The 15,564-nt window shown below is 71.2% G+C and carries 16 protein-coding genes; 11 read left to right on the forward strand and 5 right to left on the reverse strand.

Annotated features, from left to right (window positions below):
- Nucleotides 1-200 precede the first annotated feature (200 nt).
- Nucleotides 201-434 (reverse strand): hypothetical protein, encoded by a 234-nt coding sequence (locus ACXJY8_RS04585; RefSeq protein ID WP_463776570.1) that lies wholly within the window; start codon nucleotides 432-434, stop codon nucleotides 201-203.
- 494 nt (nucleotides 435-928) lie between these two features.
- Here ACXJY8_RS04585 and ACXJY8_RS04590 point away from each other — a divergent pair, with 494 nt between their 5' ends.
- From ACXJY8_RS04590 to ACXJY8_RS04630, 9 genes are all read left to right on the forward strand, one after another.
- Nucleotides 929-2,425 (forward strand): carboxypeptidase M32, encoded by a 1,497-nt coding sequence (locus ACXJY8_RS04590; RefSeq protein ID WP_463776572.1) that lies wholly within the window; start codon nucleotides 929-931, stop codon nucleotides 2,423-2,425.
- Between the two features lie 176 nt (nucleotides 2,426-2,601).
- Complete coding sequence (locus tag ACXJY8_RS04595; protein ID WP_463776575.1) at nucleotides 2,602-3,849, forward strand: Hsp70 family protein; 1,248 nt, start codon at nucleotides 2,602-2,604, stop codon at nucleotides 3,847-3,849.
- A gap of 91 nt (nucleotides 3,850-3,940) precedes the next feature.
- Nucleotides 3,941-5,371 carry an RluA family pseudouridine synthase gene (locus tag ACXJY8_RS04600; RefSeq protein ID WP_463776577.1) on the forward strand — a complete coding sequence of 477 codons (1,431 nt, stop codon included), beginning with the start codon at nucleotides 3,941-3,943 and terminating at the stop codon, nucleotides 5,369-5,371.
- A 154-nt stretch (nucleotides 5,372-5,525) separates the two neighbouring features.
- Entirely contained in the window at nucleotides 5,526-5,966 is a 441-nt protein-coding gene (locus ACXJY8_RS04605; RefSeq protein ID WP_463776580.1) for a serine/threonine protein kinase, read from the forward strand.
- A 31-nt stretch (nucleotides 5,967-5,997) separates the two neighbouring features.
- The gene (locus tag ACXJY8_RS04610) at nucleotides 5,998-6,672 is read left to right on the forward strand and encodes an HAD-IA family hydrolase (protein ID WP_463776583.1); all 675 of its coding nucleotides are present in this window, start codon (nucleotides 5,998-6,000) and stop codon (nucleotides 6,670-6,672) included.
- Nucleotides 6,673-6,722: 50 nt separating this feature from the next.
- Nucleotides 6,723-7,523, forward strand: coding sequence for an ATP12 family chaperone protein (locus ACXJY8_RS04615; protein ID WP_463776585.1), 801 nt, complete (start codon nucleotides 6,723-6,725; stop codon nucleotides 7,521-7,523).
- 147 nt (nucleotides 7,524-7,670) lie between these two features.
- A complete protein-coding gene (locus tag ACXJY8_RS04620; protein WP_463776588.1) occupies nucleotides 7,671-8,600 on the forward strand; it encodes a phosphatase PAP2 family protein in 930 nt (309 codons plus the stop codon).
- Nucleotides 8,601-8,743: 143 nt separating this feature from the next.
- Nucleotides 8,744-10,276, forward strand: a complete 1,533-nt coding sequence (locus ACXJY8_RS04625) for an acyl-CoA carboxylase subunit beta (protein ID WP_108038747.1) — start codon at nucleotides 8,744-8,746, stop codon at nucleotides 10,274-10,276.
- A gap of 110 nt (nucleotides 10,277-10,386) precedes the next feature.
- Nucleotides 10,387-10,515 carry a hypothetical protein gene (locus tag ACXJY8_RS04630; RefSeq protein WP_463776593.1) on the forward strand — a complete coding sequence of 43 codons (129 nt, stop codon included), beginning with the start codon at nucleotides 10,387-10,389 and terminating at the stop codon, nucleotides 10,513-10,515.
- A 53-nt stretch (nucleotides 10,516-10,568) separates the two neighbouring features.
- On the opposite strand, the gene ACXJY8_RS04635 is transcribed toward ACXJY8_RS04630, so the two are convergent.
- From ACXJY8_RS04635 to ACXJY8_RS04645, 3 genes are all read right to left on the reverse strand, one after another.
- Nucleotides 10,569-11,519 (reverse strand): metallophosphoesterase, encoded by a 951-nt coding sequence (locus tag ACXJY8_RS04635; protein ID WP_463776597.1) that lies wholly within the window; start codon nucleotides 11,517-11,519, stop codon nucleotides 10,569-10,571.
- 168 nt (nucleotides 11,520-11,687) lie between these two features.
- Nucleotides 11,688-11,903 (reverse strand): hypothetical protein, encoded by a 216-nt coding sequence (locus ACXJY8_RS04640; RefSeq protein WP_463776601.1) that lies wholly within the window; start codon nucleotides 11,901-11,903, stop codon nucleotides 11,688-11,690.
- A gap of 288 nt (nucleotides 11,904-12,191) precedes the next feature.
- On the reverse strand, nucleotides 12,192-13,589 hold the full coding sequence (locus ACXJY8_RS04645; protein WP_463776604.1) for an aminotransferase: 1,398 nt from the start codon (nucleotides 13,587-13,589) through the stop codon (nucleotides 12,192-12,194).
- A gap of 102 nt (nucleotides 13,590-13,691) precedes the next feature.
- Here ACXJY8_RS04645 and ACXJY8_RS04650 point away from each other — a divergent pair, with 102 nt between their 5' ends.
- The gene (locus tag ACXJY8_RS04650; protein ID WP_463776606.1) at nucleotides 13,692-14,231 is read left to right on the forward strand and encodes a hypothetical protein; all 540 of its coding nucleotides are present in this window, start codon (nucleotides 13,692-13,694) and stop codon (nucleotides 14,229-14,231) included.
- Entirely contained in the window at nucleotides 14,221-14,949 is a 729-nt protein-coding gene (locus ACXJY8_RS04655) for an HAD family hydrolase (RefSeq protein ID WP_463776609.1), read from the forward strand. The genes ACXJY8_RS04650 and ACXJY8_RS04655 overlap by 11 nt, the downstream gene beginning before the upstream one ends.
- Before the next feature lie 99 nt (nucleotides 14,950-15,048).
- Here the strand turns inward: ACXJY8_RS04655 and ACXJY8_RS04660 are convergent, their stop codons facing one another.
- Nucleotides 15,049-15,531 carry a MarR family winged helix-turn-helix transcriptional regulator gene (locus ACXJY8_RS04660; RefSeq protein ID WP_463776613.1) on the reverse strand — a complete coding sequence of 161 codons (483 nt, stop codon included), beginning with the start codon at nucleotides 15,529-15,531 and terminating at the stop codon, nucleotides 15,049-15,051.
- Between the last annotated feature and the right edge of the window lie 33 nt (nucleotides 15,532-15,564).

Raw genomic sequence — 15,564 nt, forward strand, 5'->3', positions numbered from 1 at the left:
CGTTCGTCGACGCAACCGACCCGGCATCCGGTCGATCGCCCCGGAGGCCGGGTCCGCAGGGCGACCCGGCCCGACGATGGCCGGCCACCCTCGGCGCGACGAGGCCTTCCACGAAAAGCTCTTCCGCGACAAGGCCTTCGGCGAAAAGCCCTGGCGCGGCCGGGCGCGCCTGCCCGCGCGTCGCGGGGGGCGAAGATGCGTCAGTCGATCGAGCCGATCCGGAGGTGGAAACCGTCGCGGATCGCGTGCGGCACGGGTCCGATCGCGTCGGACGCCTCGCTGAGGCGCAGGGCGAAATTCATGTCGTCGCCGAGCATCGGCTTCGAGGGGGCCGGCGGCATCGCCTGCGCGAGGCAGGTGCCGAGCCCGAGTGCCGCCACCACCTGGGCGCTGATCCACGGGAACAGCTTCCGGAGGATGGGCCTCAGTTCCAATCCGTCCGATTCCGGATCCGGAACCGCTGCGGGCCCGGGGGCCATGACGGGGCGGGTGCCCGACGACACCGGGAGCTCGCTGAAGTCGAAGACAGCGGAGTCGTGGCTGAATGGAAGAGGCAGGTTATCCATGTCGATCAGATTGAAGCCCTGCGGCTAACACGGTGTTAATTGCCGGCCGGCGCAGGCGAACCTGTTTCGAACAGTGGCCAAGTCTGCCTGATCGGAATCTGCCTGATCGGAGTCTGCCTGATCGGACCGAGAAAGCTTCGGGCGCAGGGGGCGGAGCAGGGTCGGCGGTACGCGCAGGAGCCGACCTTGCAACGACCTTGCACCGACCTTGCACCCGAGCCGCCGGCATGGTGGGGTCACGCACGACGCCGCGACGGTATCGCGCCGACCGCGGGGCCTAGACCCATGAAACGTCCGCTCTGCCGCCGGCCCCGGCCGTGCCGGGCGCGGGCCAGGGACACGCGAGGAAGCACCCGCACACCATGCAGGCCTATTCCCTACTCTCCGCCCGTTTCACCCGCCTCGGCGTCCTCGGCGACGCGGCCGGACTTCTCTACTGGGACCGGCAGACGCTGATGCCCACCGGTGCGGCCCCCATGCGGGCCGAGCAGCTGGCGCAACTGGCCGTCATCGGCCACGAGATCCTGACGGCGGCGGAGACCGGCGACCTGATCGCCCAGGCCCTCGACGAATCCCCGGGCCTCGGCGCGTGGGAGCGGGCGAACCTGCGCGAGATGCGCCGAGCCTATCTCCATGCCTCGGCGGTGCCGGCCGATCTCGTGGCGGCGAGTTCCAAGGCGTCGTCGCAATCCGGGATGATCTGGCGCGAGGCCCGGGCGCAATCCGATTTCGCGATGCTGGCGCCGGCCCTGGCCGAGACCCTGCGCCTGCAGCGGGCGGTCGGCGAGGCGAAGGGCGCCGCCCTCGGCCTCGATCCCTACGACGCGCTCCTCGACGGTTATGATCCCGGGATGCGTCGCGCCGCGATCGACCCGCTGTTCGCGCATCTGCGCGCGACGTTGCCGGGTCTGATCGCGGCGGCCCGCGACCGCCAGGCGGGGGAGCCGGCGCCGCTGCCGCTGCCCGGCCCGTTCCCGGTCGAGACGCAGAAGGCGGTCGGCGTGCGCCTGATGCGGGCCGTCGGCTTCGATTTCGAACGGGGCCGGCTCGACGTCAGCCTGCATCCGTTCTGCGGGGGCGCCACCGACGACGTCCGGATCACCACCCGGTACGATGTCGCCGACGTCTCCGGCGCCCTGATGGGCGTACTGCACGAGACCGGCCACGCCCTCTACGAGCAGGGCCTGCCAGCCGCGTGGCATCACCAGCCCGTGGGGACGGCCCGGGGCATGACCCTGCACGAGAGCCAGTCGCTGCTGGTGGAGATGCAGGCCTGCCGTTCGGCCGAATTCTGCGCCTATCTCGCGCCCGTGCTGGCGGAGGCCTTCGGCGGGGAAGGGCCCGCCTGGAGCGCCGAGAACCTGCATCGCCACTACACCCGCGTCGCGCCGGGGCTCATCCGGGTCGATGCCGACGAGGTGACCTACCCGGCCCACATCCTGTTGCGCTACGCCCTGGAGACGGCGATGATCGCGGGCGACCTCGCGGTGGCGGACCTGCCCGGGGCCTTCAACGACGGCCTGCGCGATCTCCTCGGGCTCACCGTCCCGGACGACCGGCAGGGTTGCCTGCAGGACATCCACTGGCCGAGCGGAAGCTTCGGTTACTTCCCGACCTATACCCTCGGCGCGATGGCGGCGGCCCAGCTGTTTCGTGCCGCCGGGGAGCGGATGCCCGACCTTCCGACCGATCTCGCCAGGGGCGATTTCACAGGATTGCGCGGCTGGCTGCGCGAGGCCGTCCATGGCCGCGGCTGCCTCCTCGAAACCGATGACCTGCTGGTCGCCGCCTCCGGCAAACCCCTCGGCGCGGAAGATTTCCTGAGTCACCTGCGCCTGCGCTATCTCGGGGAGGGCTGAGGCTCCGCGCGATCGGCAACGCCGAGGCGAGCGGACGGCGCAGGCGACCCCTCGCCGCCCCCGCTCCGGTGCCGGAGGGAAACCGGGCGCGAGCGACGAGGGCGGTAGACCGGGCGCACAGCAGCCTGTAGGCCGGCGGCCCTTCCTACCAGCGGACCTGACGTCCGGAGACCTCCATGGCGGCCTGCGGCCTCGATTTCGGCACTTCGAACACAACCCTCGGCCTCGTCACGGGACAGCGCCCGCAGCTCGTGCCCCTGGAGGGGCGCCACCTCACGATCCCCAGTGCGATCTTCTTCCCGCCGGGGCAGGCCCCCTTCGTCGGCCGCGCCGCCATGGCCGAGTACCTGGAGGGAACGCCGGGCCGGCTCATGCGCAGCCTCAAGTCGGTGCTGGGCTCCTCCCTTCTGGAGGAGACGACCCCCGTCGGCCGCGAGCGCATCAAGTTCCGGGACGTGATCGGGCGCTACCTCGCGGCCGTGAAGGCGCGGGCGGAGACCGAGACCGGCCGCGTCCTCGACACCGTGGTCCACGGCCGGCCGGTCCACTTCGTCGACGGCGACCCCGAGGGTGACGCCCGGGCCGAGGATGCCCTGCGGGCGATCGCCCTCGGCATCGGCTTTCGTCACGTCTCCTTCCAGTTCGAGCCGATCGCGGCGGCCCTCGACTACGAGCAGCAGGTCCGGTCGGAGGAAATCGCCCTGATCGCGGATATCGGCGGCGGTACCTCGGACTTCTCGATCGTGCGGCTCTCTCCGGAGCGGCACGCGCGGCCCGACCGCAGCGGCGACATCCTGGCCAATGACGGGGTCCGCATCGGCGGGACGGACTTCGACCGCCGTCTCAGCCTCGGCACCGTGATGCCGCTCCTCGGCCTCGGCAGCGCGATGAATCGCGGCGACATCGACGTGCCCTCGGGCTACTTCCACGACCTCGCCACCTGGTCGAGCATCAACCGCCTCTACAACGCCAGGACCTTGCGCGAGATCGAGGAGGTCCGCCGCGACGCGCAGCGCCCCGAGCTCCTGGCGCGGCTCCACACCGTGGTGGAGGCCGAGCGCGGCCACTCCCTGGCGATGGAGGTCGAGGGCGCCAAGATCGCGACCTCGGAGGCGGGGCGGGGCCGGATCGACCTGGACTGGGTCGAGACGGATCTGGGCGCCGAGATCGACCGGACGGGCCTGGTCACCCATACGGACGAACTCGCCCGCCGAATCGCCGAGCGGATCGCCCGCTGCCTCGCGCAGGCCGGCCTGACGGCGGACCGCATCGACGCGATCTTCCTCACCGGCGGCTCCACGGGCCTGCCCCATGTCCGCGCCGCCCTGACCGCCGGCGTGCCGAACGCGCGCGTGGTCGACGGCGACACCTTCGGTTCCGTCGGCACCGGGTTGACCCTGGAGGCGGCCCGGCGCGCGGCCTGACGGCGGGCGAACGGCGGGAAAAGCGCGCCCGCGACGGCGCCCCGGGCCCCGCGCCCTTTGTGGCGGCGCCGGCCGGTGTTACGAGCAGGCCATGACCACACGACCACCTTCACGCGGCGGCTCCGGGCGCAAGGGCGCCGGTCCGGGCCGCGGCGCCCCTCCCGGCCGCTCGCCCCGGCCGGGCAAGCCGGGTGCCTTCCGGCGGCCGGACCGCGAGCGCACGGGTCCGCGCACCAGCGCCCTCGATGCCGCCCAGCGCGCGGCGCAGGGCCGCGGCGACGCCGCGGCCAAGCACGCGCCCTGGCGCCCCGGCCAGGAGGCGAGCGACCGCGAGGCGGCCCCGCGGGATGCCCCCGAGGCGTTCGAGGAGGCGCCCCGGCGCGCACCGCGGACCCGGGCCGAGCGCCCGGCGCCGGCGGGCGCGGCGCCGGCACGGCGCCCGGGCGCCCCCTCGCGCGAGACCGCACCGGCGCCGGAGGGACCGACCCGGCGCGAGCAGCGCGCGGCCGCCTCGGCCACCCTGGCCTCCGGCGTCCAGACCCTCACGGTGGAGGAAGACGAGGCCGGGATGCGGATCGACCGCTTCCTGACGACCCGCTTCCCCCAGCTTCCCTTCACCCGCGTCCAGAGCATCGTGCGCAAGGGCGAACTCCGGGTCGACGGCAAGCGCGCCAAGCCCAACGACCGGCTGGAGCCCGGCATGAGCGTGCGCGTGCCGCCGCTCAAGCTCGAGGCGCAGGGCGAGCGGCCCCGCTCGGCCGCGAAGGACGCCACCGACGCCGATTTCATCCGCTCGCTCATCCTCTACGAGGATGCCGAGATGATGATCCTGAACAAGCCCTTCGGCCTCGCGGTGCAGGGCGGCTCCGGCACCGTGCGCCACGTGGACGGACTCCTCGAGGCGCTGACCGGCAAGGACGGGCAGAAGCCGCGCCTCGTGCATCGCCTGGACAAGGATACGGCCGGCTGCCTCATCGTGGCCAAGACGCGGCTCGCCGCCGCGACCCTGGCCAAGAGCTTCCGCTCGCGCTCGGCCCGCAAGGTCTACTGGGCCCTCACCGCCGGCGTGCCGCGGGTGGCGCAGGGCCGGATCTCGACCTACCTCGCCAAGGAGGAGCCCACGGACGCGGATGCGCGCATGCGGGTGGCCAAGCACGGCGATGAGGGGGCCGCGCACGCCCTGACCTACTACGCCATGGTCGACAACGCGGCGCAGAAGCTGTCCTGGCTGTCGCTGAAGCCGGTGACCGGGCGCACGCACCAGCTGCGCGCGCACGCCGCGCATATCGGGCACCCCATCGTCGGCGATCCCAAATATTTCAGCATCGAGAACTGGGAGCTGCCGGGCGGCATCCAGAACCGCCTGCACCTGCTCGCGCGCAGAATCGTGATCCCGCATCCGCGCACCGGGCAGCCGGTGGACGTCACGGCCCCGCTTCCGCCGCATATGGCGCAGAGCTGGAACCTGCTCGGCTTCGACGCGTCTCGCTACGACCCCATCGTGGAGGCGCCCGAGGCCTGAATGTCCCCGCCGCCCGTCGGGAGGTGCGGCACCTCGCCGGAGGACGAGGCGGGGCGGGCGCCCGGGTTGGACCTTGGCAAGCGCCCGCCATGCCTTATCCTCTCGATCCATCCCGGTCGGCGCCTCGCCGCCGGCCAAGGACTGTCGCGCCACGATGCATCGAGACACGATCCTGACGCCCGCGACCGTGATCGGCTGTGCGCTCCTCGCCCTTTCGAGTTGGGGGGCCGGCCCCGGTTTCGGCATCCGGGCGCTGGCGCAGGCCGGGCCGCCCGCACAGAACCGGCCGCAGGGCCAAATTCAGACCCAGACCCAGCCGCCGGGTCAGCCCCAGACGCCCCCGGCCGCCACGCAGCCCGCGGCCCAGGGCGCGGCCCGGGCCCCCGGGACCGGTCAGGTCTCCGGCACGAGCGGCGGCCGCGGTGCCGCGCAGACCGGACGGTCGCGCCGGCCCTCCTACGCGGCCTGCAATCGCATGTCCCATGCCCGCGGTCTGCGGGGCGGCGCGCGGCGCCGCTTCCTCGTCCGGTGCAAGCTCGGTTACGACCGGCCCCGCACCGGGCAGCCGCAGCCGGCGCCCGCCCGCCAGCCGTGAGGAGAGCCACCCGCATGGCGAGGTCGCTTCCTTGAAGCTCATCGTCTTCGACGTCGACGGAACCCTGGTCGACAGCCAGCATCTCATCGTCGCGGCGCAGGTCATGGCCTTCGCCGAACACGGCCTGACGGCGCCGAGCCGGAGCGAGTCGCTCTCGGTGGTGGGCCTGTCCCTGCCACAGGCCTTCCGCCGCCTGGTCGGCGACGACGGGCCGATCGAGGGCCTTTCGGAGAGCTACAAGCGCGCCTTCAACATCCTGCGCATCGACCCGAACTACGAGGAGCCGCTGTTCCCCGGCATGGGCGAGCTGCTGACCCGCCTCCACGCGCGCGACGACGTGCGGCTCGGCATCGCCACCGGCAAGGCCCGGCGCGGCGTCGACCGCCTCATCGAGACCCATGGCTGGGAGGGGTGGTTCGCCACCACCCAGAGCGCCGACGACGCGCCCTCGAAGCCGGACCCCGCCATGCTGATGCGGGCCATGGCCGAGACCGGTGCCGAGCCCGGCGCCACGGTGATGATCGGCGACACCACCTACGACATGACGATGGCGGTGAATGCCGGCACCGCCGCGGTCGGCGTGTCCTGGGGCTACCATCCGGTGGGGGCGCTCTTCGGCGCCGGCGCCTCCATCGTGGTCGAGACCGCGGCGGATCTCGAGGCGCTGTTCCCGGGGCCCGCCCGCGCTCCGGCGGTCCGGCCCTGAGCGCACAGGGGCGCTCGCAGCCGCTGCGCCGATACCCTATCTGAGGCCGCATGAGCGACGATCCGACACCCGACTGGCTTGGCAGCCCCGGCGGCGCCCCCCCGCCCGACCCGACCCGCGCGGCCCGCGGCCCGTCCAAGCCCGCGCTGCCCAAGCGCTTCTACGAGCGGGCCGGTCTCGCCCCGGATGCGGGCGGCTTTCGCCTGACCCTCGACGGCCGCCCGGCCAACACGCCGGCCCGCAACGCCCTGGTCCTGCCGACGCCGGGCCTGGCCGAGGCCGTGGCCGCCGAATGGGGCGCGCAGGTCGCGGTCATCGATCCCGCCACCATGCCGCTGACGCGGCTCGCCAATACCGCCATCGACGGTGTTGCGCCGCGCCGCGACGCGGTGGTGGACGACCTCTCGGCCTATGCGGGAACCGATCTGCTCGCCTATCGGGCCGGCGAGCCGGACCGCCTCGTCCGGGCACAGGCCGAGGCCTGGGACCCCGTCCTCGACTGGGCGCACGCGGCGCTCGGCGCCCGCTTCATCCTCGGCGAGGGCGTGATGCACGTCACCCAGCCCGACACCACCGTCGCGGCGCTGCGCCGGGCCATCGTGGAAACCGAGGGCCCGTTCAGGCTCGCCGCGCTGCACACGCTGACGACGCTGACCGGATCGCTCGTCCTCGCCCTGGCGGTGCTGCGGGCGCATCTGAGCCCGGCCGCGGCCTGGGCCGCGGCCCATGTGGACGAGACCTATCAGGCGAGCGTCTGGGGCGGCGACGCGGAGGCGGAAGCGCGCCAGGCCCTCCGGCAGGCGGAATTCGAGGCCGCGGCACGCCTCGCCGCCCTCGCGGGGCCGGTTTGATGCCCGCGGGGGCGCGAGACCCGCACGGAATCCGTTAAGTCCCCCGATGCTACGCCGCTCCGGACACGAGAGCGACGCGCGATGTCCGGGCAGAACGAGGAAGGCGCAGTCCCACGGCGGAGCTGGGTGCCGCCCGTTCCCCGGTCGATGCGCGCGCGCCTCTGGCTCGCGATCCTGGCCTGCGCGATCCTCACCGCAGCCTGGATGCGCGCGGCGGGCCTCGCCCTCGATCTCGCGAGCGCGCTGCCCCCCGCTCTCGGCTGCGCCGGGATCGAACTCCTGGCCACGTTCTACGCGACCCGTCGGCCGGAGCCGCGCCTGGCCGCGACCCTGACCTGCCTCGCGCAGGTCATCGCCTTCAGCGCCTGCGCCGGCCTGTTGTCCTACGCCGTGGCGGCCGGGGGCGGTCCGCTCTGGGACGAGAGCTTCCTCGCCCTCGACCGCTCGCTCGGCCTCGACTGGCTGGCCTACCTGCGGGCCCTGAACGATCGCCCGGAGCTCGGGCTCGTCCTGTCGCTGGCCTATCGGAGCCTGATGCCGCAGACGATCCTCCTGGTGATCGTGCTCGGTTTCAGCGGCCGGCTGGCCGCGCTGCAGGAGTTCGTGCTGGCCTTCGTGATCGCCGGGCTGGTCGCCGTCCTCGTCTCCGGCTTCATGCCCGCGATGGCGATGTTCGTGCATCTCGGGCTGGCGCCGGAGGATTTTCCCGGCCTGCAGCCGGCCGCCGCCTACGTTCATCTCGCTCCTCTCTCGGGCCTGCGCGATGGGACGCTCCGGGTCATCGCCCTCGACCAGGTCGAGGGCATCATCACGTTCCCGAGCTTTCACGCGGCGCTCGGAGTCGTGTTCATCCGCTACTTCTGGCTGTCCCGGCTCACCCGCTGGCCCGGCCTGGCGCTGAACGCGATGCTGATCGCCGCGACCCCGATCGACGGGGGCCACTACTTCGTCGATGTCGCTGCCGGCGTCCTGCTCGCGTGCGCCGCCGTCGCGAGCGCCCGCCTCGTGGGCCGGACGTCGCGATCGGCCGGCGGCGCCTCGGCGGCCTCCCGCTCCCTCGCTCCGACCTCCACCTGAACGGCTCCGCGCACGACCAACGATTGATTTTCGTGGCGAAATCCCTGTGCTATGGCCGATCGAGGCCGACCGCCAAGCTCGCCGCGAGAGGGGCTGGCGGCTCGTGGCCGGAAACGCCAGCACAAGCCACGAGGCGCACCCCCATGAAGGACATTCTCGAGAAGCTGGAAGAGCGGCGCGCCCAGGCCCGCCTCGGCGGCGGCGAGAACCGCGTCGTCGCCCAGCACAAGCGCGGGAAGCTGACGGCGCGCGAGCGCATCGAGCTCCTCCTCGACCACGGGTCGTTCGAAGAGTTCGACATGTTCGTCCAGCACCGCTCCACCGATTTCGGCATGGAGAAGCAGAAGATCCCCGGCGACGGCGTGGTCACGGGCTGGGGCACCATCAACGGCCGCACCGTGTTCCTGTTCTCGAAGGACTTCACGGTGTTCGGCGGCTCGCTCTCCGAGGCGCACGCGGCCAAGATCGTCAAGGTCCAGGACATGGCGCTGAAGATGCGCGCGCCGATCATCGGCATCTTCGATGCCGGCGGCGCCCGCATCCAGGAGGGCGTCGCGGCGCTCGGCGGCTACGGCGAGGTCTTCCGCCGCAACGTCGCGGCCTCGGGCGTGATCCCGCAGATCTCGGTGATCATGGGCCCCTGCGCGGGCGGCGACGTCTACTCGCCGGCCATGACCGACTTCATCTTCATGGTGCGCGACACGAGCTACATGTTCGTCACCGGCCCCGACGTGGTGAAGACCGTGACCAACGAGGTCGTGACGGCGGAAGAACTCGGCGGCGCCAAGGTCCACACCACCAAGTCCTCCATCGCCGACGGCTCCTTCGAGAACGACGTCGAGGCGATCCTGCAGATCCGTCGGCTGCTCGACTTCCTACCCGCCAACAACATCGACGGCGTGCCGGAGATCGAGAGCTTCGACGATCCCCTGCGCCTCGACATGAGCCTCGACACGCTGATCCCGGACAATCCCAACAAGCCCTACGACATGGGCGAGCTGATCCGGCGCGTGGCCGACGAGGGCGATTTCTTCGAGATCCAGGCGACCTATGCCCGCAACATCATGACGGGCTTCGGGCGCATCGAGGGCCGCACCGTCGGGTTCGTCGCCAACCAGCCGATGGTGCTGGCCGGCGTGCTCGACTCGGACGCCTCCCGCAAGGCGGCCCGCTTCGTGCGCTTCTGCGACGCCTTCTCGATCCCGATCGTCACCTTCGTGGACGTGCCGGGCTTCCTGCCGGGCACCGCGCAGGAATATGGCGGCCTGATCAAGCACGGCGCCAAGCTGCTCTTCGCCTACAGTCAAGCGACCGTGCCGCTCGTCACCATCATCACCCGCAAGGCCTTCGGCGGGGCCTACGACGTGATGGCCTCCAAGCACGTGGGCGCCGACCTCAACTACGCCTGGCCGACCGCGCAGATCGCCGTGATGGGCGCCAAGGGCGCGGTGGAGATCATCTTCCGCAGCGAGATCGGCGATGCCGAGAAGATCGCCGAGCGCACCGGCGAGTACGAGGACCGCTTCCTGTCGCCCTTCGTGGCCGCCGAGCGGGGCTACATCGACGAGGTGATCATGCCGCACTCCACCCGCAAGCGCATCGCCCGGGCGCTCAGCATGCTGCGCACCAAGGAGATGGAGCAGCCCTGGAAGAAGCACGACAACATCCCGCTCTGAGGCCGGAGCCCGGCCCGGCACCCCGCCGGGCCGGGCGTTGCAAAACATTCCGGTGGCCTATTCCCGGAAGGCTGCCATGATCCCTCACCCACACCGGGAGGAGACATGGCATGGCGACGGAACAGAAGCGTGGAAGTCGCGAGGCGAAGAAGCCGAAGAAGCCCGTGACGAAGACGATCGCGGCGGCGCCCTCGACCAAGGGCATGGTGATCGCCGCTCCGAAGGCCGGCAAGAAGTAGGACGTCGCCGGTGCCGCCGCGGGCCGATCCCGCATGCGGTGCCGGCCCGGGCCTCAGCCGTGGGCGAGCCCCGCGCCCTGGACGGTCTTGCCCGCCGGATCGGACGGGCTTCCGAGATTCAGCAGGACGATCTCGGGGGGCACCCCCAGGCGCACGGGGATGCGGCTGACGCCGAAGCCGCCGGAGACGATCATGTGCCGGCCCTTCCGCACCACGTGGCCGTAGGCGAAGTCGTTGCCGTGGACCGACGGGATCGCCGGCGAGTAGCCGAACATCCGGATCTGTCCGCCGTGGGTATGGCCGGCCAGCGTCAGGGCCACCCGCGCCGGCACCTGCATGAACAGGTCGGGCTCGTGGATCATCAGGAGCACCGGCGCGGCATCGGTGACCTTCGCGAGCGTGCCCGGCAGATCGTCACGACCCCATTCGATGTCCCGCAGGAGGAACGGGATCTGGTCGCCGACCCCGGCGATCCAGAACGGCTTCCCGTCCTTCTCGAGGCGCAGGGCCTCGTTCTCCAGGACGGGGATACCGACATCCTCGAGGGCCCGCTGCGCCGCCACGGGCCCGTCGAGGCGCGCCTGGGCCTGCTTGTCGTCCCACCAGTCGTGGTTGCCGAGGATCGAGTAGACGCCGAGCGGCGCGCGCAGCGCCGAGACCACGCGGGCGAAGTCCGTCAGGGGGATCTTCCGGTAGGTCACGCTCGGCCCGGCCGGGTAATCCCCGAGCATCAGGATCAGGTCGGGCTTCAGCGCGTTCGTGGTGTCGACGATCTCGGCGATCCGGTCGAGCGGCATGAACGGCTCGCCGACGTGGAAATCGGCCAGCACGGCGACACGCAGGCTCAGGCCGGGCGTCCAGTTGGGCAGGACGGGCGCGTAGGGCGTGACGACCAGGCGGTAGAGCGGCTCGATGCCGAACGCGTAGACGCCGGTCGACCCGACGACGCCCGCACTCGCTCCGAGCCCGGTCAGGAACTGCCGGCGGCTCGGCAGGATCAGCATCGTCAGGCTCCTCGGTCGCGCGACGGGCGCGGCACGCTCCTCTCGCCGTCAATGGTGACGAAATCGAGGAGCATGCGACGCCCGTGCCGACGGATAGGGCCGAGACGTTGCGGAAGGAATACGAAAAACCGCGGAATTGTGCCTCGCGACACAACCGAAGCAGGGATTTCAGCCGAGGGGCGTGTCCTCGTGCTCGAAGCGCGCGGAGCGCGGGCTGCTCACGCGACCCGTGCGGGTCGCTTTCTGCGCGGTCGAGACGACCCGTACGGCAGCGGCGAGCGCCGGAAGTGCCACCGGCCGCAATGTTTCGGCCTGGTGATCGACAATGATCGTGGAACGGTCCGAACGTCGAGCGGTGCTTGAGGTCTGCTGGCGCGGGTACATGCGACGGGTGTCCTGTTGTGTTCGACGGACCCGCTCAGGTTCTCGTGCCTGATCTTGAGCCATGCACGTCTCACGGGCACCGAAAGGCTCCACCCGGACGCATATCGAACGACGTGAGGACCATACAGCCGCGTCGTACCTGAATGAAAGCTTAAGGCTCTCACGATCTCTCGACGGACGTCGGCGCGAGATTTAATCCCGTCCGCGAAACACTTAAGCAGAGCCACGATTGCAGTGCGAAGGACATGATGCATCGCGAAGACCATCTTCGAGATGCTGTCTTAATCCTTAGGGCCTGACGAGCGGAGCCGCCTCCAGCTTCTGCTCCGAGATCCAGGCCAGGGTGCGGTCGAGGGCGCGCGTCAGCCGGTCGAACAGCGTGTCGATCTCGGACGGCGCGATCACCAGGGGCGGGCAGACCGCGACGCGGTCCCCGGCGAGGAAGCGCACGATCAGCCCCTCGGCCTGCGCGAAGGCGACCACGCGCGCCGCCACGCCGGCCTTCGGCTCGTACTGGCGCCGCGACGCCTTGTCCGCCACGAGCTCGATGCCGCCGATGAGCCCGATGCCGCGGGCCTCCCCGACGAGGGGGTGGTCGCCCAAAGCCGCGAGGCGTGCCTGGAACTGGGGCGCCTTCTCGGCGACGCCCGCGATGATGCCGTCGCGCTTGTAGATCGCGATGGTCTTGAGGGCGACGGCGCAGGCCACGGGATGCCCGGAATAGGTGGTGCCGTGGCCGAAGGTGCCGAGCTTGGCGCTCTGCTGCACCATGAGACGATAGAGCGGCTCGTCCACCGAGACGCCGCCCAGCGGCAGGTACCCGGACGTCAGGGCCTTGGCGAAGGACAGGCTGTCCGGCCGCATGCCCATCGCCTCCGACCCGAACCAGGTGCCGAGCCGCCCGAAGCCGCAGATCACCTCGTCGGCGATGAAGCGCACGTCGTGCCGGTCGAGCACGGCCTGGATCTTGGCGTAATAGCCCGCAGGCGGCAGGATGGCGCCCCCGGCCCCCAGCACCGGCTCGGCCACGAAGGCCGCCACGGTCTCGGGGCCCTCGCGCAGGATCACCGCCTCCAGTTCCACAGCGAGCCGCGTGGTGAAGGCTTCCTCGCTCTCGCCCTCCTGCCCGAAGCGGTAATGGTGCGGGCAGCCCACATGCAGGAAGCCCGGCAGGGGCAGATCCCAGTCGGCGTGGTTGGCCGGCAGGCCCGTCATCGACGCCGTGGCCACGGTGACGCCGTGATAGCCCTTGATGTGCGAGAGGATCTTCTTCTTGCGCGGCCGGCCCAGCGCGTTGTTCATGTACCAGGTCAGCTTGACCTGCGTGTCGTTGGCCTCCGAGCCCGAGGAGGTGAAGAAGATTTTCGAGGTCGGAACCGGCATCAGCTCCTTCAGGGTCTCGGCGAGTTCGATCGCGGGATCGTGGCTGCGCCCCGAGAACAGGTGGGTGAAGGGCAGGCGCGCCATCTGCTCGCTGGCCGCCTCCACCAGTTCCTCGTTGGAATAGCCGAGCGCCGTGCACCACAGGCCCGCCATGCCCTCGAGATAGGGCCGGCCGTCGCTGTCATAGACCCAGACCCCGTGTCCGCGCTCGATCACCAGCGGGCCCGTCTCGCGGAAGGTCTCCAGGTTGGTGTAGGGGTGGATCAGGGTTTCGACGTCGCGGGTCGCGAGGTTCGAGAGCATATTTTTGCCTGACGGTTGGCCGATGGCCGACATGGGTGCGCGACTGTAACGAGGGGCGCCCCCGGTATAAACCCGCGCGACGTCGCAACCGGACCCGAAGCCATGCTCGACCCCGCAACCATCGTGGCCCACCCGGCCCCGGGCCGCGCCTGCGGAACCTGCACCCTCTGCTGCAAGGTCTACGACGTGCCGGCGGTGGATTCCGTCGCCGGGCAATGGTGCCGGCACACGAAGCAGGGTAGGGGCTGCGCCATCCATGCGACGCGGCCCGACCATTGCCGCGCCTTCCACTGCCTCTGGATGACGGAAGCCTGGCTCGGCCCGGAATGGAAGCCCGAGCGCGCCAAGCTGGTGCTGAGCCTCGATCCCGTCTCGCGCCACATGAACGTGCAGGTCGATCCGGGCCAGCCGAACGCCTGGCGGCGCGAACCCTATTACGGCCAGTTGAAGCGCTGGGCGGCCTCGTCCCTGGCCCAGAAGCGCCACGTCCTCGTCCACCTCAACAAGACCACCACCGTGGTCCTGCCCGACCGCGACGTCGCCCTCGGCGTCTTCGAGCCCGGCGACCGGATGGTGGCGCGCGAGCGCATGACGCCGCAGGGCGTCGTCATCGAGGTCGAGAAGGTCCGTGATGCGGCCTGAGCCCCTCGGACGCGCGATCCGCGGCATCCTGTTCGACAAGGACGGCACCCTCGTCGACTTCGACCGCACCTGGGGCCCGGCGGCCTATTCGGTGATGTCCGACCTGTCGGGCGGCGATCGGGCTCGCCTGGAGGCCCTGATGCGGGTGAGCCACTACGACGAGGCCGGGCAGCGCTTCGCGCCGACCTCGCCCCTCATCGCCGGCTCCTCGGCGGGCTACGGCCCGCTCTGGGCCGAGGTGCTGGATCGCCCCGCAGGCCCGGCGCTCTACCGGGAGATGGATGCGCTGTTCCGGGCAGCGGGCCTGGTCGCGCTGACCCCGATCGGAACGCCGGCCGATCTCGCCGCGCGTCTCGCCGCCGCCGGCTACGCCCTCGGCATCGCCACCAACGACGCCGAGGCCTCGGCCCGGGCACAATGCGCGGCCCTCGGCCTGGGTCGCCATTGCGGCTTCGTGGTGGGCTATGATTCCGGGCATGGATCGAAGCCGGAACCCGGCATGGTCCAGGCCTTCGCCGACCATCTCGCGGTCCCGGCGGACCGCATCGCGATGGTCGGGGATTCGCCCTACGACCTCGTGGCGGCCCGGGCCGCCGGAGCGATCTCGATCGCGGTCCTGAGCGGCCCCCTCGGTCCGGCGGCCCGCGCCGAGATGGCGCCGCTGGCCGACCATATCCTGGATTCGGCCGCGGACCTGCCGGCGCTGCTCGGTCTCTAAAGCATGTCCGGTGATCCCTGGATCACCGGACATGCTTTCTCTGATTGCGTGGTCGCATTGTCTTCACGCGAGCCGGCATCCACCTCGCTTCAAAATGCTCTAATCCGTTCCGCCCGGGGCGGCCTGCTCGCGCGCCAGATCGCGCCACTTGAGGACGAGGCGCTCGAAATCCGCGATGTCCCCGGCCGGCAACTGGCCCAGGGTGCGGGCCACGTAGGCCTTCTGAGCGACGATCCCGCGGGTCGCCAGGTCGGCCCCGGCGGCCGTCAGGTAGAGGGCATGCGAGCGCCGGTCCCCCGGGATCGGACGACGCTCCACGAGGCCCGCCTCGACCAGGCGGTCGATCAGGCCGGAGACGTTGCCTTTCGTGACGTAGAGCCGTTCCGCCAGGTCCTGCTGCGTCATTCCCTCCCGCTCGGTGAGGGTGGAGAGCGCATCGAACTGCGGAATGGACAAGCCCAGTCCGCGCAGTTCCCCGGCCATCGCCGCGGTGACCCGGCGATTGAGGCGGATGAAGCGGAACCAGACCCGCAACGGATCGGCGGCCTCGGCGGGAATCGGGGAGGGCGGGGGCGCGGGCATCGTCGCGGGGCTATAGCAGACGGACCGCGTCCC

The sequence above is a fragment of the Methylobacterium sp. TK31 genome (genome assembly GCF_055361545.1).